The sequence below is a fragment of the Roseburia hominis genome (genome assembly GCA_040702975.1).
Taxonomy (GTDB): Bacteria; Bacillota; Clostridia; order Lachnospirales; family Lachnospiraceae; genus Allocoprococcus; species Allocoprococcus hominis_A.
The window spans coordinates 2,120,293-2,137,862 of record CP159990.1 but is presented as its reverse complement, the minus strand read 5'-3'; the positions used below and the strand labels follow the sequence as shown (position 1 = coordinate 2,137,862).

Below are 17,570 nucleotides of genomic sequence, written 5' to 3'. Positions count from 1 at the left end.
TGTTAAAATTCTGTTCTTTTTACCGTTTCGGAATCTGTCCGCCGATTTCGGGAGTTCTGCCTCGCCTGTCAAATTTCTAATTCCAACCGGTACATCTACGCTCATTTTCAACTGCCTTTAAGTATACCAACTCCTTATGCAAAGTGCAACCGGTGTTTTTCGGGAACCCACCATTTTCCCGGTCTAAGGGAAACTCACTGGACGTTCACTTAGGTATGCATGGCAGCTTAGAATGTCAGAATCCCCAGATGCTCCAAAAGAATCTTCACTCCCATCAGGATCAAAATCACGCCTCCGAGCAGCTCCGCCCTGTTCCTGTACTTTGACCCGAAAATATTCCCGATCTTCACTCCCGCACAGGAGATCACAAACGTGGTAAATCCGATAAACGACACAGCGGGGACGATGCTCACACGCAGGAACGCAAATGTCACGCCCACCGCCAGGGCATCGATACTGGTAGCCACGGCCAGGGCGAACATGGTCTTTGCGTCCATATTCTCATCGGCCTGCTCACAGCACTCCTCAGGCACTCGCGCCTCCCTTACCATATTCCCTCCGATGATTCCCAGAAGGATAAAAGCGATCCAATGATCAATGGAGGTGATCACCTCCTGAAACTGCACGCCCAGCAAATACCCCAGAGCCGGCATAAGGGCCTGAAAGCCGCCGAACCAGATGCCCGCCAGAGCCGCCTTTTTCCAGGTGCATTTCTTCATCGCCAGCCCCTTACAGATCGATACCGCAAATGCGTCCATGGAAAGCCCAACCGCGATCAAAAATAACTCTATCAAACTCATAATGACCCTTCTCCTACTGCTGACCCAGCAGATAATCGATGAACTGCTGCGCCGTCCTTCCGCTTAAGCCCCCATGGCTGAGCTCCCATTTATTTGCCTCCAGAAGCAGTTCCTCCTCCGGAAGCGCCACCTCATTTCGTGCCGCCAGCGTCTTCACGATCTTCTGGAATTCTTTCTTATCCGGCTTGCCAAAATAAATGGTCACTCCAAAGCGCCCGACAAGCGACAATTTTTCCTGCACCGTGTCATTGGTGTGCAGTTCTTCATCGCGGTCCGCCTTGTCTTTGAAGGTCTCCCGCACCAGATGGCGGCGGTTCGATGTGGCGTAGATCAAAATATTGTCCGGTTTCTTCTCCAGACCTCCCTCGATCACTGCCTTCAGATATTTATACTCGATCTCAAATTCCTCGAATGACAGATCGTCCATGTAAATAATGAATTTGTAATTCCGGTTCTTGACCTGCGCGATCACATCGTTCAGGTCCTGGAACTGATGCTTGTACACCTCTATCATACGGAGGCCACGATCGTAATACTGGTTCAGAATCGCCTTGATCGAAGACGATTTTCCCGTTCCCGCATCGCCAAACAGAAGGCAGTTATTCGCCTTTTTGCCATTTACAAAGGCTTCGGTATTATCGATCAGCTTCTTTTTCGCCATCTCATAGCCCACCAGATCATCAAGATGCACATGTGCAATATTCGTGATCGGAACGATCTGTACGCCTCTATCGTCGTGCTCTACCCGAAACGCCTTGTGAAGTCCCAGCTTGCCGACGCCGAATTCCTTATAAAATGCGGTCACGATCCGCTTGAACTCAGACGCGTCCCCTGCATTTCCAAGGGCGCGGCTCAGATCGCAGATCCGGTCTCTGATCCGTTTGTTGAACACCTTCCCGTGACCATTTGTGTGACGGTACTCTTCGATCATAAAGATACAGTTTACCCCGATCTTCTCCTCCATCTCGTGAAGATCACAGTCAAACAGCTCCTTAAAGATCTCCAGATCATGAAGTGCCGCCTGATTGATGCTGCCCTCCACCTCGCCTACCACCTCGCACGCCGTGCTGTAGGCGTTCTCACTGTTCGCCAAAAGGAATGTGAGAAAATTATGCCAGAGATTGCCCTCAAATCCATAATTACTTGCCAGCTCGATGATCTCATTCAACGATTCAAACAAAAGACCTTTTAAGTCTTCCTTATTATAATATTCATTATCCGCGTTCTCAATCAGAAACGTCATATCCCTGAGCAAATCCTCGTGCTCCATATATTTATAAAGAATCAATTCATTCGTTCTCATAACCTTCTGCCACTCCTTAATAATTTCCGAGAATCTTCAGGTTCAACGCCTCTTCCCGCAGTCCCCGGATCGCATTCTTCACCGCTGCGTCCGCCAGGTTTCCGTCAAAATCAACAAAGAAACGATACTCAAAACTTCTTCCCTCCACCGGGCGGGATTCGATCTTCGTCATATTCAGATTATTATAAATAAAATGCGACAGCAAATGATACAGGGAGCCGCTCTCATGAGGCACCTCAAAACAGATGCTGATCTTGGACGCATCCTTCAGAAATACCTTCTGATTGGTGATCACGATAAAACGAGTCGCGTTATCTGCCTCAAAATTGATCCTTTTTTCTAAAATCTCAAGGCCGTAATACTTGGCCGCATACTCGCTGCAGACCGCCGCCTGAGCCGGGTCCTTGTCCTCCACTACCTTTTTCGCAGCGATTGCCGTATTTGCCACGCTGATCTGCTGCCAGGTCCCATGAGAATCCAGGAATTTGGCACTCTGCATCAGCGCCTGGGGGTGGGAATACACCCGTTTAATCTGGGAAAGCTGTGTTCCCGGAAGCCCCACAAGCATCTGCTCGATGGGAAGATACGTCTCCCCCACAATATAATTCTCAAATTCTACCAAAAGATCATACATCTGATCTACCGCACCGGCAGAGGAATTCTCGATCGGAAGCACCGCATAATCCGCCGTTCCTTCCTCAATCGCGACCATCGCCTCGCGGAATGTGGCAACATGAAAACTCTTCACCTTGTCTCCAAAATATTTCTTCATGGCTGCCTGGCTGTGAGCACCTTCCACTCCCTGGAATACCACGCGGATTCCTTCCATATCCAGTTCGCCGATCTTGATAAAGGGAAGCCTTCCGAACGCCCCTTCCTCTGCCAGCCGCTGATACTGCAGCTTCCGACTGACGGACATAAGAAGCTCAAAAAGCTCCCTAATCCCTTTCTTATTAAATTCCGTAGAAGCCTTTGCCTCCACTACGGATAGCTTTGCATTTTCGCGGCTTAAGTCCAGCACCTGACGGCCGTTTTTAATCTTAAAATCCGCCACCTGCGAGCAGACCTGCATACGCTCCTCGTAAAGATCGCAGATCTGACTGTCAATCTCGTCCAATTTGTCTCTCATCTCTTCTAATGTCTCTAACTTCTGCATCTGATTTCTCCTCTGGTAACATAGTCAAGTATTCTAGGGAACAGTATAATACATTTTCCCCGCAAAATCTACACCTCTTTATTTATCCTATTTGCAAAACCACTATATGGCGAGAAAAATCTGGTTGAAATACCAATAGATTTAGTATATGATTAATAAGAATAATCAAGAATACTAACTGAACATTTTACAAAGATAAAGGAGGTTTCTTTTTATGAGACACTTAATGAATCCTTTGGATTTCTCCGTGGAAGAGCTGGACCAGCTCATGGATCTGGCCGGTGATATCGAGGCCCATCCGGAAAAATACGCTCATGCGTGCGAGGGCAAAAAGCTGGCTACTTTATTCTACGAGCCAAGCACACGCACCCGTCTCAGTCATGAAGCAGCCATGTTGAATCTGGGCGGAAGTATCATGGGATTCTCTTCTGCGGCTTCCAGTTCCGCTGCCAAAGGAGAAAGCGTATCCGATACCATCCGCATGATTTCCTGCTATGCCGATATCTGTGCTATGCGCCACCCAAAGGAAGGCGCTCCTATGGTAGCAAGCCAGCATTCGACGATCCCGGTGATCAATGCCGGTGACGGCGGACATCAGCATCCCACTCAGACTCTTACCGATCTGCTCACGATCCGTTCTCTAAAAGGTCGTTTAAATCATTTGAAAATAGGTCTTTGCGGCGACTTAAAATTTGGCCGCACCGTACACTCTCTGATCAATGCCCTGGTACGTTATGAGGATATTGAATTTGTTCTGATTTCCCCGGAAGAGCTGCGTCTGCCGGGATATGTGCGCAAAGATGTACTGGACAAAAAGCATATTCCTTACACGGAGGTGGTACGTCTGGAAGAGGCACTTCCGACCCTGGACCTACTTTACATGACCCGGGTACAAAAGGAACGTTTCTTCAACGAAGAAGATTATGTCCGCATGAAAGATTTCTATATTCTGGACAAAGCAAAGATGGCACTGGCCCCGAAGGATATGCTGGTACTTCATCCCCTCCCGCGTGTAAACGAGATCTCCGTGGAGGTAGACGACGACCCCAGAGCCGTTTACTTTAAGCAGGTGCAATACGGCGTCTATATCCGCATGGCGCTCATTCTCACACTGCTCGACATTCATGTAGACTAGTGCAGTATATCACTGACATTCGCCATAATACCAGGCATCACCGATACACTATCGCACCATATGACATATAACAGGAGGAACATAACATGGTAGAAAACCGCTTAAATATAGGCAAGATCAGCGAAGGCTTCGTTCTTGACCACATTCAGGCCGGCAAGAGCATGGAAATCTACAAACACCTTCGCCTCGACAAACTGGACTGCTGCGTAGCCATCATCAAGAACGCCCGCAGCAACAAGATGGGCAAAAAGGACATCATCAAGATCGAATGTCCCATCGACATCATCGATCTCGACATTCTCGGCTTCATTGACCACAACATCACCGTAAACATCATTGAAAACGAGACCATCGTCGACAAACGCCAGCTAAAACTCCCCAAAGAGATCAAAAACGTGATCAAATGCAAGAATCCCCGCTGCATCACCTCGATCGAACAGGAATTAGACCACATCTTCGTCCTCACCGACGAAGAAAACGAAGTCTACCGCTGCAAATACTGCGAAGAAAAATACAACCGGCACTAATCCCGGCCACCGGAGGCATCTCAAAGATGCCTCCTTTGAACACCAAAAAGCGCCCCCCTTTTTATTTCCCCATCTTAAAAAACTCAAATCCCCTCCCATATCTCCCCTCTTGAACACCAAAAAGCGCCCCCTTTTTTATTTTTCCCGTCTTGAAAAGTCAGAGAGTGCCCGTAAATATATGCCTCCAGGCGACTGCCACCGCACCGGAGTCTGGAGGCATATATTTACGGGCACCCTCGTCCCCTTCACAATATCCTAAAACTAAAAAAAGCAAGCAAAACGATAAGCCGGGTTATGTCGTGAACGTTCATCTATCCAGACCTGCTGTTGCCAGCAGGTTCCAGCGACCTACCTGAGACGTGACGGGCCGCCACTTGCGCGTTGATACGTCTGTGCCCGCTGCATTCCTCTCTTTAACAGACACACACATATCAACGCGCCGGTCTCTTTCTGGTCTTGCTCCGAATGGGGTTTACATCTGCCCTCCGCGTTACCGCGGAGGCGGTAGTCTCTTAAACTGCCTTTCCACCCTTACCTGCGCTCTTAGCGCGGGCGGTTTATTTCTGTTGCACTAGCCTTGGAGTCGCCTCCACCGGACGTTATCCGGCATCCTGCCCTTGGGAGCCCGGACTTTCCTCACCTGCTGCCTTTCGGCACCTGCAGCCGCGAACGTTTGTCTTACTTGCCTTAAACACTCTAACACAATTAAAGAGAGATTGCAACCTCGAAATACAGCTCTCTCTTTTCTTCCTATATCTCCAATCCTTCATCTATCAGCAGATCCGTTCCATCTGCCGCCGTCGTCGCCAGTGCATCACACCTCTCATTCTGCCGATGTCCGGCATGTCCCTTCACCCAGATGAACTCCGTCTGATGTCTCTCCCTTGCAGCGAGCAGGCGTTTCCATAAGTCTACATTCTTTACCGGCTCATTTTTCCCCCGTTTCCAGCCCTTTTTGATCCAGCTATCCAGCCAGTGCTGATTAAATGCATTGACCACATACTGGGAATCCGAATAGATTTCTACCTGGCACGGACGGTTCAGTGCTTCCAGTCCCGCAATGACTGCCATCAGTTCCATACGGTTATTGGTCGTCCTTTGGTATCCCTGAGAGATTTCCTTCGTATGCAGTTCCCCTTTCGAGTCAACATACTCGAGCACTGTGCCATATCCTCCCGGCCCGTCCGGGTTTCCCCGCGCAGCGCCGTCTGTGTAAATCCTGACTTTCATAATCTCTACCCCTTATCTCTTTCTATTTCTGCGTCTGACTCTCTGACGCAGATCCATCAAAATAAAAGCAATCCCCTTTTCCATGAATCACCTGAATACACTCACGGTAGGACGCCGACTCTTCCTGGTGCAATAATGTCTCACAAATCTCATACTGGCCCCACATATGCATCGGCACTGCGCACTTAGCACCGACATGGCGCATGAACCAGTCAAATCCCCAGAAATACTGCGCCTCCTGCCGGGGATCGAGCGGAAGAAACGCCAGATCGATCTCTGTGCCTTCCAGTGCTTTCAGTTCTGTCTTAAATTCCTGCGTCAGTTTACGGTTCTCCTCTTCCGGCTCCCCTTCCCAGTACCACCAATTCAGATCTCCTGCATGGTAAATCGTCCTGCTTTCATTTTCTCCATCCGGCACCTGCACCAAATACGCCACGCCTTCATCATTAGAACGAAGCGTCCGAATATGGCAGCCCGCAACGTCTGCCACATCACGCTTCTTCATAAAATGCATACTTGCATCCCGCTCTTCTTTACGGATCGGTATGTCCTTGGAAAACACATACTGCACACCCGGGTACTGCTGTTTTAAATCCAATATTCTCTTATTATAATGGTCCGGATGAAAATGACTCGCAAAAACAATCAACTGTTTATCCGGCTGAAATACCGGCATCTCCCCGGTATAATAGTCAAATATCAAAACATGTTTCTCCAATTCAATTGCAAAACCGCTATGACAAATGTATGTTACCTTCATGTATTCCTTCCCCTGGAGTGCCTGCCATACTGTGCCTTTTACGGACACTCCCAACTATTCCTTGATGTCGTCATGCTCTCCTAACACGACCTCCGTCGTATACACAATCTCCGGCATAATGTATTCCAGACATTCCTTCATCACCTTCGGGCTTCCCGGAAGGTTCACGATCAATGTATTGCCACGGATCCCCGCTGTTCCCCGGGTCAGCATAGCGCGTTTTCTGGTCCGGATCATGTAGAGCCGCATCGCCTCGCCCATACCCGGAATCTCTTTGTCCACCACTGCCTTCGTGGCTTCGGGAGTCCAATCCTCCTCCCTGCAGCCGATACCACCAATCGTAATAACCAGATCCGCTGCGCCGGAATCTGCGATTCTTGCTAAAACCTTACGGAGCACCTCTTTATCATTCGGAACCGGCTGAACCAGCTCCACCTTGAAGCTGACCTGGCTAAGCATCCGTTTCACGATCGGCGTACAGGTATCCTCCTTCAGTTTTCTATAGATTAATGTATCCACCGGTAAAATTGCTGCTTTCATGGATAACCGTCCTTTCTCTTTTTGTGCCATTCCTTCCGCAGTGCGAACTCACGATCGTTCCGCTCGTTCGTTCACGGGCTTTCGCGGACATTGTACTTTAGTCCGCAGTGCGAACTCACGATTGTTCCGCTCGTTCGTTCACGGGCTTTCGCGGACATTGTACTTTAATCCGCAGTGCGAACTCACGATCGTTCCGCTCGTTCGTTCACGGGCTTTCGCCCTATCAAAGTATCTGGGAAGAAATGCGTCTGCAAGCAGCCGATTTCTTCCCGGATACTTTGGCACTGCTCATTGCTTTCGTGGACATTATACCATAAATCTTTCATTTACCCAAGAGCAACATCCAAAATCATCATTAAAAGAAATCCGCCCATCACTGCTATGCTTCCTTTGTCGTCTTCTTCTGATGCAGAGGCCGGAATCAGTTCTTTGGCCACCACATACATCATCGCTCCCGCCGCGAAGGATAACAGCCATGGCATGTAGGGTCTGATACTCCCCGCAAGAAAGACGGCTCCAATCCCGAATATCGGTTCTACGATTCCGGACAGCGCTCCTACCAGAAATGCCCTCCCGGCAGAGAAGCCCTCCTGCAAAAGAGGCAGCGACACGGCGGCTCCCTCCGGAAAATTCTGAACTCCGATTCCGATAGCCAGCGCCATCGCCGATGCATAGAGCATCGCTTCGTCCTGATATTGGGCCGCAAGCGCAAAGGCCAGACCGACCGCCATGCCCTCTGGGATATTGTGTATCGTGACTGCCGAGATGAGCAGGGTCGTTTTTCTGGAACCGCAGGCGGAAAGTGTTTCCTTCCTTTTATATAGTATACGGACCTTTTTATCCAGGATAATCAGGAAGGTGACGCCAATAATAAAACCTCCCGCCGCAGGGACCACGCCCAAATCCCCCTGTTTTTTTGCCTCCTCCATAGCAGGAAGAAGCAGGGACCAGATAGAGGCCGCGATCATTACTCCCGCTGCAAACCCCATAAAAATGCGTTGCAGACTCCCTTCCAACACACTGCACGAGGGCTCTTTTTCCAAATACTCTCCGCCTTGACACAGCCGCCTGATCAAGAAACGGCCGCCTGATGCTTTTGTCGTATACATGGCAACTAAAAGCACCGTGGCAGCTCCAAGCGACGTCATCAAAAACGCGAACCCGGTACCGCACGATGCCCAAAAGACTCCATTCATGACAGAAACCTCTTTTTTATTTTATCATATGTCATGCATCAAAAAACGTTCTTCCTTTCCCGGCTGTTTAAATAATAATACAGACCATGCCGCCGTTGCTGTCGTTGACGATCTTCTGCATCGTATCCTGCAGTTTCACCTGGCTCTCATCGTTGATCATGGTAATCTTATTTCGCATGCCGTCCATTACCAGTTCCTCAATGGATTTACCGAAGATATTCGTTCCCCAGACGCCCTCCGGGGACTGATCCGCCTCCTTGATATACTGAATCAGATCGTTAGCCTGCTGCTCACTTCCCACGATCGGAGCGATCTCCGTTTCAATATTCGCCCGTATCATGTGAATGGACGGCGCTTCTGAATGGATCTTTACGCCATATTTACTTCCCTGCTTGATCACGACAGGTTCCTCCAAATGGATCTCCTCTCTGCCCGGGCTGACCACTCCGTAGCCCTTTGCCTTCACCGACTCCATGGCGTCTTTCACGCTCTCATATTCCGAGCGCAGAGCGGCGAGCTCTTTCATCGTACTGATCAGGTCATATTCGCCGCTGATCCTGGCCCCCGTCAGTTCACTTAATGTCTCATAATAATACGCATCATCCACACGGATATCCACGGAAACACAGCCCGTATCCATGGAGACTTCCCCTGCCTTCACATCGGTTATGTAGAGCCTTTCCGGCGTCTTTATCACCTGATGCACATCACGGATCTCATTTACATTTCCCAGAATCTCCTTCACACAGGAAAGCAGCTCCGCTTTCACCTTGTGGTCCCGCGGCAGCATTTCCGCCCATTTGGGAATAAAGAAGCGCATCTCCGATACCGGGAAGGCAAACAATACCTGCTCCATGATCCTGTGAATATCCTCCTCCCGAAGCTGCTCGCAATTTACCGTAAGGGCCGTCACCCCATACTTCTCTTCGATTTCCAAGGCTGCCTGCTTTGCTTCCTCCCCATAGGGCTTCTGCGTATTTACCAGCACGATGAACGGCTTCCCTATGCTCTTTAGTTCTTGTATCGTCCGCTCCTCAGCCGGTCTGTACTGCTCCCTTGAGATCTCTCCGAAGCTCCCGTCGGCTGTGATCACGATTCCTATGGTGGAATGATCATGGATCACTTTCTGTGTCCCGATGCTGGCAGCTTTCGTGAACGGGATCTCGTAATCGAACCATGGCGTTTTTACCTGACGCTCTTTTTCATTTTCCATATGGCCTGCCGCACCGTCCACCATATAGCCCACGCAGTCAATGAGCCTCACCTTCGCGCTGATGTCCTCCGCCAGTTGAATGCTTGCGGCTTCCTTTGGCACAAATTTGGGCTCCGTGGTCATGATCGTCTTCCCCGACGCTGACTGCGGCAATTCGTCCTGCGCTCTTTTTCTGGCGTGCTCATCTTCCATCTGCGGTAATACCAGAAGATTCATGAACCGCTTAATAAAAGTAGACTTTCCTGTCCGCACCGGTCCCACGATCCCTATATAGATTTCCCCGCCTGTCCTTGTCTCAATGTCCTTGTATAAGTCAAATGTATTCATACGATGTCCCCCTTTAGCTGGCTGATACAATGTATGCTGCAAATGCTTTCTTTAGACCTTCAAGCGCAAACAGTCCGGGAGAATTTATTTCCAATTTATCACAAAATGACAAGGCTGCTGCTTTACCGCCTGTACCTGAGGCTGATTCCCTTCTTCACGGGTCTGTTTTTCTCCTTCTCTTCCCTGCCCTTCATCTTGCGGTACCATTCACGCACCATCTCCACGAGCCGTGTCAGATATCTCAGAATCGGTTCCGTCGCAATCGAAAATACGACAAACAGCATGATACATTCTTTTGACATTCCTTTAATCGCGAACAGCTCCGGCAAAAAGATGCTGCACCCGAGAAGTCCGATCACGCAGCCGATCCATACAGTCACACGCAGTGTATTCATTGGCCGGCATATCTTGAACAGGATCATGAACCCTACAATCGCAAGGAGCATGGTCGACGCCGTAGCCACATCCCCCGGCGCCACATCAAACACCTCGGCAAAGCGCACCAGCGCCCCTACTGCCACCACATCCGTGAGTCCCGCCGGCAATGCCTTCAGAAATACGTTCGTCAGAAAATGTCCCTGAATCCGCTCCTTATTGGGCTGCAGCGCCAGGAAAAACGCCGGGACTCCGATGGTAAACATGGCGATTAACGATACCTGGGAGGGCTCCAGCGGATAAGTGATCATGAACACCACCGCATAGAGGGACAGAAGGAATGAGAAAATGTTCTTCACCAGAAACAGGCTCGCCGAACGCTGAATGTTATTTACGACCCGTCGCCCTTCCATCACCACTTCCGGCATTCGCGAGAAGTCTGATTCCAGAAGCACCACCTGGGAAGCCTGCACTGCCGCCTCACTTCCGGAGGCCATCGCCACCGAACAGTCCGCATCCTTTAGCGCCAGTACGTCATTGACTCCATCTCCTGTCATGGCGACCGTATGCCCCTTTTTCTTAAGTGCCTGGACGAACTGTCTCTTCTGCTCCGGTATCACGCGCCCGAATACCGTATATTCCTCTATCGCTTTCTCAATATCTTCCTCCGTTTTCAGTTCCCCAGCATCCACATAACGGTCCGCCCCGCGGATTCCCGCCTGTTTCGCCGTCCGGGAAACCGTAAGCGGATTATCTCCGGAAATAACTTTAATTGCCACACCCTGCTCTGCAAAATATTTGAAGGTCGCCGGCGCTTCCTTCCGCACCCGGTTCACCAGAAGCACATACCCATACGGCGTAACCTTCCCGGTAAGCGGGCCGCCCATAAGCTCTCCTTCATATTTTCCAAACACCAGTACCCGGTATCCCCGCGAGGTGAGAAGTTCCACTTTTCCCTGATACTTCGGATAGTCCTCGCGAAGGACGAATTCCGGCGCCCCCAGCACATACGCATCTTCTCCAAATGCCGCACCGCTGTATTTCACGGAAGAATTAAACGGGATCACCTTGGTACAGGCTGTATTTGAATGCTCGGTAAAATGCTCTTTGACCGCGCGCATGGTTCCATTCTCCCCATCCATCGCATGTGCAAAATCACCGATCAGTTTCCGCAGAGGAGGCATGTTCTCCGGATCATAGCCCTTTGCCTTCACTACCTTCTTGACTTCCATCCCTTCTTCGGTAATCGTTCCGGTTTTGTCCACACAGAGTACGTCGACCCGCGCCAGCGTCTCAATACTCTTCATATCATGCAGAAGCACCTTCTTTGACGCCAGCCGCATAGTGCTGACCACGAGCGCAACACTTGCCAGCAGATACAGTCCCTCCGGAATCATACCGATCACCGCGGCTACCATGGAAACGATGCTCTGGCGGAAGCTCTCACCGTTGAACCAAAAGCTCTGCACAAACAGCACGATTCCGATCGGGATCAATGCGATTCCCACCGCACGCACCAGAGTGTCCAGGGAGCGGATCATCTCGGACTGCTCGCCCTGCTGCATCGCCTTCGCCTCCAGTGTCAGCTTGGAAATATAGGAGTCTGCCCCTACTTTAGTCAGACGTGCCCGGCATTTTCCCGACACGACAAAGCTGCCGGACATCAGGGTATCCCCCCGCCGCTTGTTGATCTCATCAGGCTCACCGGTCAAAAGCGATTCATTTACCTGTACTTCTCCCTCTTCCACCACCGCATCGGCACAAATCTGATTCCCGGAACCAAATATCACGATATCGTCGATGACCAGATCCGTCGCTTCCACACGCACGATTGTGCCTTCACGCACTGCGTCGGCGTGCGGTGCATTCAGCATGGTCAGTTTTTCCAGCACCTTCTTCGCACGAATCTCCTGAATGATTCCGATCAGCGTATTACTGATGATCACCGGCAGAAACGTCAGATTGCGAAATGACCCTGCCGCACACAGGAGTATGGCAAGAATCAAGAATATTAAATTAAAATAGGTAAATACATTCTTATGAATAATTTCCCTGGTCGTAAGGTCCGGCGGAGCGACCTCCACATTCCCCCATCCGTTCTCATGCCGTTCCCTTACCTGCTCTTCGTTAAGCCCCTGAAACGGAGACGGTTTAAGCCGGGTAATCGAAGTCCGCTCCTCTAAGTCCTCTATGATTTCTTCTTTCTGTCTCTTTGTATTTCGATGTGCCATTCTGTACCTCCGGTACTTCTTCCTTTAAACTAGTTTGCCGGGATAAACGTCCATCGGACATTCACCCAGGCATGCATGGCAATAAAAATGGCACCCAGACTCCTAGCAGCCTGTTGCCATTTTTATGTTCTCACTGCTGATTGCCTATGAAAATAGTATACCTTGCGTCCCTTTATTTTTCCATATAGCAATTCAAAAGATTTCCTTAAAATATCCTAAATATTTCCCGGCCCGCAGGCCTGCTGCGTTTTGCAATTATTCCTCCCAGGGAAGCGCCGAATTCTCCGTTCTTCCCACTCTAAGCATCAGCTCCCTGACTGCATCGGCTGCCTTTTTGTCCTCAAACAGCACCTGATTCACCGCCTCCACGATCGGCATGGACACCTCGTATTTCTCTGACAGCTTAAGCGCCGCCTTGGCGGAATGAACGCCTTCCACCACCATCTTCACTTCGTCCATCGCCTCCTGCATGGTCCTTCCCTGACCGATCAGATATCCGGCTCTCCGGTTACGGCTATGAACGCTGGCACAGGTCACGATCAGATCCCCGATTCCGGTAAGCCCTGCAAAGGACTCTGCCTTACCGCCCATCTTCATCCCAAGACGGGTGATCTCCGCAATTCCTCTGGTGATAAGAGCCGCCTTGGTATTGTCTCCATACCCCAGCCCGTCTGCGGTTCCGGCTGCAAGCGCGATCACGTTCTTCAGCGCGCCGCCAAGCTCGATTCCCTGAATATCCGGGCTGGTATATACCCGAAATGCCTCGCTCATAAAAATCTTCTGCAAATATTCCGCTGTTGACCTTTTCTTCGCTCCGACCACCACCGTCGTCGGCATTCCCCTGCTGACTTCCTCCGCATGGCTCGGCCCGGAAAGCACCGCGACATCCGCCTGGGGAACTTCTTCCTCGATCTGCTGGGAAATCGTCATCAGCGTACTCTCCTCGATCCCCTTTGCCACATTGACCAGGATCTGCCCTTTTTCCACATAGGGCTTCATCTTGCGCGCCGTCAGACGCACGGCCGTGGAGGGCACCGCAAGGACCACCACTTCTTTCCCGCAGATGGCCTTCTCCATCTCGCCGGTAAAATGGATTCCGTCCGGCAGCACAACCCCCGGCAGTTTACTCTCGTTGACTCTCGTCTGCTCCAACAGGGCCGCCTCCTCCGGTTTAAACGACCAGACCGTCACCTCGTGACCATTCTTAACAAGCAGAATACCAAGAGCCGTTCCCCAGCTCCCTGCACCCATAATTCCAATCTGCACTATTTCATATCTCCTTTTTTACTGAACTTAATCTTATTCTCCGTTCCATTCCGAAGCCTTTTGATATTTGCCCGATGCTTAAAAAATGCAGAAGCCACGAACAAAATTCCAATCGCATACATTTCAAACAGGTAGCTCTGGCTTACGCCGAACCAGCCGAGCTGTCCTTCCACCACCAGGCCTGCGAAAAAGATCACCGAAATGACCATCGATCCCAGTGACACATACCGGCAGATTGCTACGATCGTAATAAAGACCAGAAGGCACAGAGCCGCCAGGCGCCAATCCGTCATAAGAATCATCCCCGCCGTCACGGCAATTCCCTTTCCGCCCTTGAATTTCAGATAAAACGGATAGTTATGCCCCAGCACCGCGCCAAAGCCTGCATACATCGACAAAAGCGGCAGCATATCCGCACACCGCGTGGCAAAGACTCCCCTCGCGATCAGCACCGCGGCCACACATTTCAAGGAATCTCCCAAAAATGTGATAAGTCCCGCCTTGATTCCCATGGTCCTTAATACATTGGTGGACCCTGCATTTCCACTTCCGTACTGCCGGATGTCAATCCCCTGCATCTTACCGTAAATGTAGCCAGTCTGAATAAGTCCCAATACATACCCGATTCCTAAGCATATCAGTCGTTCCATTTTATTTATCCTTTTCCTTTCTCTCACGGATAAAGAACTTAAGCGAGGTTCCCTTAAATCCAAATGCCTCTCTGATCTTGTTTTCCAAATATCTGGTATAGGAGAAGTGCATCAATTCCTTATCATTTACAAATATCACGAATGTTGGCGGTTTTACCGAAACCTGTGTAATATAGTAGAGCTTCAGCCGCTTTCCTTTGTCTGACGGCGGCTGCTGCATCGCCACGGCTTCGGTCATGATTTCGTTGAGCACCCCGGTCGCCACCCGCAGATTCTGGTTCTCGATGACCATATCGATCATGTCGAACAGTTTCACAAGCCTCTGTCCGGTCTTTGCAGACACATACATGATCTCCGCATAGGGCAGGAACGATAAGATCAAACGTACCTGATGCTCGTACTCCTTCACGGTTTTGTCATTCTTCTCGATGGCGTCCCACTTATTGACAACGATGATCACGCCTTTCCCGCGCTCATGTGCAATTCCGGCGATCTTAGCGTCCTGCTCCGTCACGCCTTCTGCCGCATCGATCACGATCAGTACCACGTCGGCCCGCTCTACTGCCGTCACCGTTCGGATAATGCTATATCTCTCCAGTTCTTCCTTAATCTTATTCTTCCGCCGAAGTCCGGCAGTATCGATAAAGACATACTCTTTCCCGTTGTGAACGATATCGGTGTCGATGGCATCCCGGGTGGTTCCCGCAATATCCGATACGATCACCCGGTCCTCCCCGATCAGCTTATTGATGATGGAGGATTTCCCCACATTGGGCTTACCCACGATCGCGATCCGCGGTCTGTCGTCCTCCTCCTCTTCTCCTGCGCCTTCCGGGAAATGTGCCAGCACCTGGTCCAGCATATCCCCGATCCCGATCCGCTCTGCCGCCGAGATCGGACAGGGATCTCCGATCCCCAGGTTGTAAAATTCATACACATCCGGCATCAGCTTCTGGTAATTATCCACTTTATTTACCACCAGAATCACCGGCTTGTGGGATCTCCTCAGCATATCTGCCACTTTGGAATCCGACTCCACCAAACCTTGCTTTACGTCCGTCATGAACAGGATCACATCTGCCGTATCAATGGCAATCTGGGCCTGCTCTCTCATCTGCGATAAAATAACATCGTTGCTGTCCGGCTCAATTCCCCCCGTATCGATCAGGGTGAACTCCTTGTCCAGCCAGCTTACCTCCGCGTAAATACGGTCCCGGGTCACTCCCGGCGTATCCTTCACGATTGCGATCTTCTCTCCCGCCAGTGCGTTGAACAATGTAGATTTCCCCACATTCGGTCTTCCCACAATGGCAACTACCGGTTTACTCATATACAATCCTCCATTTAATATCCTGTGATATACGGATTACTTTGCACTCCGTGCTCCCGTAATCCCAAAGTCGTGTATGGGCATGCAAGCCTACCATACATGGCCTTTTACTCCTGATATCATCATATTATAATTCATCTTGCAATACGGCGCAAACAAAATCTCTTCCGCTTGAGCCTACAATCTCGATCCTGACATCCAGTTCCTCTTCCACCTGTTCCACTGTCAAGTCATCCAGGAAGACTTCCTCCCCACTGCGCAGCATATTACAGGGGAGAAGCAGCACCTCACCAAGTTCCCGTCCCTTAAGCTGTGCGATCAGGTCCTGCCCCGTGATCAGGCCGGACACGGTAATCTTCTCACCAAAAAAGTCATTCCGGATGGCATACAGATTCGTCTTAAGCCCCGGATATTTATCCCGCAATTTTGCAAGCAGCCTCTCCAGATACGGGTACATCAGCTTCCCTGTTGCCATGGAGATGTGAACCTTCCTGTCATCGCCGGTAAGGGCGGCGTACTCTTCCTCGAACTCATTGAGCAAAAGGCGAATCATTCCCACACCATTCTCCAATTGCAGATAGCCGTCATACCGTTCTTCTTCCGGGACATCCTGCTCCGCCAGAATGTACCACTCATCCCCGGCATGAATAAAATGCGTGCCGTACTCTTCATACATCTTTTTCTGCCATTTGTGAATGGTCTCAAGCACCTCTATGGCATCTTCCTTTTCAAAAGATTCCAGTGGCGTAAGTCCTTCTCTGTACTTCGTAAGCCCTACCGGCACAACGGAAACACTCTGCAGGTTCGGAAGCCACGCGGTCATATCCCGGATACTTCTCTCAAGCTCCTCGCCGTCGTTGATCCCTTTACATAGGACGATCTGACCGTTCATGGCAATTCCGCCCTCATATAACGTCTGCACCTTTTTCAATGCATCTCCCGCAAATCGGTTGTGCAGCATCCTGCATCTAAGCTCCGGATTCGTGGTATGGATCGAAACATTGATCGGCTCCAGGTGGTAACGAATGATTCTCTGAATATCATGATCGCTCATGTTCGTCAAAGTCACATAATTCCCCTGTAAAAAAGAAAGCCGGGAATCATCGTCCTTGAAATATAAAGTCTCGCGCATTCCTTTCGGCATCTGGTCAATAAAGCAGAACATGCATTTATTCCGACAGGAACGGTATTCGTCCATGAGTCCCTGCTCAAACTCGATTCCCAGATCTTCCTCATATTCCTTCTCGATTTCCAGTTCCCACTCTTCGCCATCCGGCTTCCTGATCAGAACCAACAATTCTTCATCATTGACATAATAGTGGTAATCGAAAACATCCTCTATTGTCTGTCCATTAATAGAAAGCAGGATATCTCCCGGCTCAATCCCCATCTCCCAGGCGATACTGCCCTCCTCGACTTCACGTATTCTATGCTCATATTTCATAAAAATCAAGCTCCCCCATTTTCTTTTACTCTCCTATCATACTAGATTTCCCGGAAAAATGCAATTTTTTACAGACTCTTTCTTGCC

At 50.1% G+C, this 17,570-nt stretch carries 15 protein-coding genes and 1 other RNA gene; 2 read left to right on the top strand and 14 right to left on the bottom strand.

Features of this window, described 5'->3' with window-relative positions; all coding sequences use genetic code 11:
* Positions 1 to 227 precede the first annotated feature (227 nt).
* Genes ABXS75_09920 through pheA form a run of 3 tightly spaced genes read right to left on the bottom strand, consistent with a single transcriptional unit; the run spans position 228 to position 3,259 of the window.
* Positions 228 to 800, bottom strand: a complete 573-nt coding sequence (locus ABXS75_09920) for a manganese efflux pump MntP family protein (protein XCP83408.1) — start codon at positions 798 to 800, stop codon at positions 228 to 230.
* A 13-nt stretch (positions 801 to 813) separates the two neighbouring features.
* A complete protein-coding gene (locus ABXS75_09915) occupies positions 814 to 2,103 on the bottom strand; it encodes an ATP-binding protein (protein XCP83407.1) in 1,290 nt (429 codons plus the stop codon).
* A 16-nt stretch (positions 2,104 to 2,119) separates the two neighbouring features.
* Positions 2,120 to 3,259 carry a prephenate dehydratase gene (pheA, locus tag ABXS75_09910; protein XCP83406.1) on the bottom strand — a complete coding sequence of 380 codons (1,140 nt, stop codon included), beginning with the start codon at positions 3,257 to 3,259 and terminating at the stop codon, positions 2,120 to 2,122.
* A 214-nt stretch (positions 3,260 to 3,473) separates the two neighbouring features.
* Between pheA and pyrB the strand changes: the two genes are divergently transcribed.
* A complete protein-coding gene (gene pyrB, locus ABXS75_09905; GenBank protein XCP83405.1) occupies positions 3,474 to 4,394 on the top strand; it encodes an aspartate carbamoyltransferase in 921 nt (306 codons plus the stop codon).
* A gap of 86 nt (positions 4,395 to 4,480) precedes the next feature.
* Entirely contained in the window at positions 4,481 to 4,921 is a 441-nt protein-coding gene (locus tag ABXS75_09900) for an aspartate carbamoyltransferase regulatory subunit (GenBank protein ID XCP83404.1), read from the top strand.
* A gap of 267 nt (positions 4,922 to 5,188) precedes the next feature.
* Here ABXS75_09900 and rnpB read toward each other — a convergent pair.
* The 11 genes from rnpB to ABXS75_09845 form a co-directional block, all read right to left on the bottom strand.
* An RNA gene (rnpB, locus tag ABXS75_09895) (RNase P RNA component class A) lies at positions 5,189 to 5,606 on the bottom strand.
* 65 nt (positions 5,607 to 5,671) lie between these two features.
* Positions 5,672 to 6,151, bottom strand: a complete 480-nt coding sequence (gene rnhA / locus ABXS75_09890) for a ribonuclease HI (GenBank protein ID XCP83403.1) — start codon at positions 6,149 to 6,151, stop codon at positions 5,672 to 5,674.
* 22 nt (positions 6,152 to 6,173) lie between these two features.
* Complete coding sequence (locus ABXS75_09885; protein ID XCP83402.1) at positions 6,174 to 6,911, bottom strand: MBL fold metallo-hydrolase; 738 nt, start codon at positions 6,909 to 6,911, stop codon at positions 6,174 to 6,176.
* A 54-nt stretch (positions 6,912 to 6,965) separates the two neighbouring features.
* The gene (locus ABXS75_09880) at positions 6,966 to 7,451 is read right to left on the bottom strand and encodes a MogA/MoaB family molybdenum cofactor biosynthesis protein (GenBank protein XCP83401.1); all 486 of its coding nucleotides are present in this window, start codon (positions 7,449 to 7,451) and stop codon (positions 6,966 to 6,968) included.
* Between the two features lie 326 nt (positions 7,452 to 7,777).
* Positions 7,778 to 8,647: a ZIP family metal transporter gene (locus ABXS75_09875; protein XCP83400.1), complete on the bottom strand. Its 870-nt coding sequence runs from the start codon at positions 8,645 to 8,647 to the stop codon at positions 7,778 to 7,780.
* A gap of 67 nt (positions 8,648 to 8,714) precedes the next feature.
* Entirely contained in the window at positions 8,715 to 10,187 is a 1,473-nt protein-coding gene (spoIVA, locus tag ABXS75_09870) for a stage IV sporulation protein A (GenBank protein ID XCP87065.1), read from the bottom strand.
* Positions 10,188 to 10,309: 122 nt separating this feature from the next.
* A complete protein-coding gene (locus tag ABXS75_09865) occupies positions 10,310 to 12,793 on the bottom strand; it encodes an HAD-IC family P-type ATPase (GenBank protein ID XCP87064.1) in 2,484 nt (827 codons plus the stop codon).
* Between the two features lie 255 nt (positions 12,794 to 13,048).
* Positions 13,049 to 14,062, bottom strand: coding sequence for an NAD(P)H-dependent glycerol-3-phosphate dehydrogenase (locus tag ABXS75_09860; protein ID XCP87129.1), 1,014 nt, complete (start codon positions 14,060 to 14,062; stop codon positions 13,049 to 13,051).
* Positions 14,059 to 14,709, bottom strand: coding sequence for a glycerol-3-phosphate 1-O-acyltransferase PlsY (plsY, locus tag ABXS75_09855; GenBank protein ID XCP87063.1), 651 nt, complete (start codon positions 14,707 to 14,709; stop codon positions 14,059 to 14,061). The genes ABXS75_09860 and plsY overlap by 4 nt, the downstream gene beginning before the upstream one ends.
* A gap of 1 nt (position 14,710) precedes the next feature.
* Entirely contained in the window at positions 14,711 to 16,039 is a 1,329-nt protein-coding gene (der, locus tag ABXS75_09850) for a ribosome biogenesis GTPase Der (protein XCP87062.1), read from the bottom strand.
* A gap of 127 nt (positions 16,040 to 16,166) precedes the next feature.
* Positions 16,167 to 17,483, bottom strand: a complete 1,317-nt coding sequence (locus ABXS75_09845) for a DUF512 domain-containing protein (GenBank protein ID XCP87061.1) — start codon at positions 17,481 to 17,483, stop codon at positions 16,167 to 16,169.
* Positions 17,484 to 17,570 lie beyond the last annotated feature (87 nt).

Bases quoted from the DNA above. Each gene is read 5' to 3' on its own strand.
- ABXS75_09920 (XCP83408.1), bottom strand. From the start codon at position 800: ATGAGTTTGATAGAGTTATTTTTGATCGCGGTTGGGCTTTCCATGGAC.
- ABXS75_09915 (XCP83407.1), bottom strand. From the start codon at position 2,103: ATGAGAACGAATGAATTGATTCTTTATAAATATATGGAGCACGAGGAT.
- pheA (XCP83406.1), bottom strand. From the start codon at position 3,259: ATGCAGAAGTTAGAGACATTAGAAGAGATGAGAGACAAATTGGACGAG.
- pyrB (XCP83405.1), top strand. From the start codon at position 3,474: ATGAGACACTTAATGAATCCTTTGGATTTCTCCGTGGAAGAGCTGGAC.
- ABXS75_09900 (XCP83404.1), top strand. From the start codon at position 4,481: ATGGTAGAAAACCGCTTAAATATAGGCAAGATCAGCGAAGGCTTCGTT.
- rnhA (XCP83403.1), bottom strand. From the start codon at position 6,151: ATGAAAGTCAGGATTTACACAGACGGCGCTGCGCGGGGAAACCCGGAC.
- ABXS75_09885 (XCP83402.1), bottom strand. From the start codon at position 6,911: ATGAAGGTAACATACATTTGTCATAGCGGTTTTGCAATTGAATTGGAG.
- ABXS75_09880 (XCP83401.1), bottom strand. From the start codon at position 7,451: ATGAAAGCAGCAATTTTACCGGTGGATACATTAATCTATAGAAAACTG.
- ABXS75_09875 (XCP83400.1), bottom strand. From the start codon at position 8,647: ATGAATGGAGTCTTTTGGGCATCGTGCGGTACCGGGTTCGCGTTTTTG.
- spoIVA (XCP87065.1), bottom strand. From the start codon at position 10,187: ATGAATACATTTGACTTATACAAGGACATTGAGACAAGGACAGGCGGG.
- ABXS75_09865 (XCP87064.1), bottom strand. From the start codon at position 12,793: ATGGCACATCGAAATACAAAGAGACAGAAAGAAGAAATCATAGAGGAC.
- plsY (XCP87063.1), bottom strand. From the start codon at position 14,709: ATGGAACGACTGATATGCTTAGGAATCGGGTATGTATTGGGACTTATT.
- der (XCP87062.1), bottom strand. From the start codon at position 16,039: ATGAGTAAACCGGTAGTTGCCATTGTGGGAAGACCGAATGTGGGGAAA.
- ABXS75_09845 (XCP87061.1), bottom strand. From the start codon at position 17,483: ATGAAATATGAGCATAGAATACGTGAAGTCGAGGAGGGCAGTATCGCC.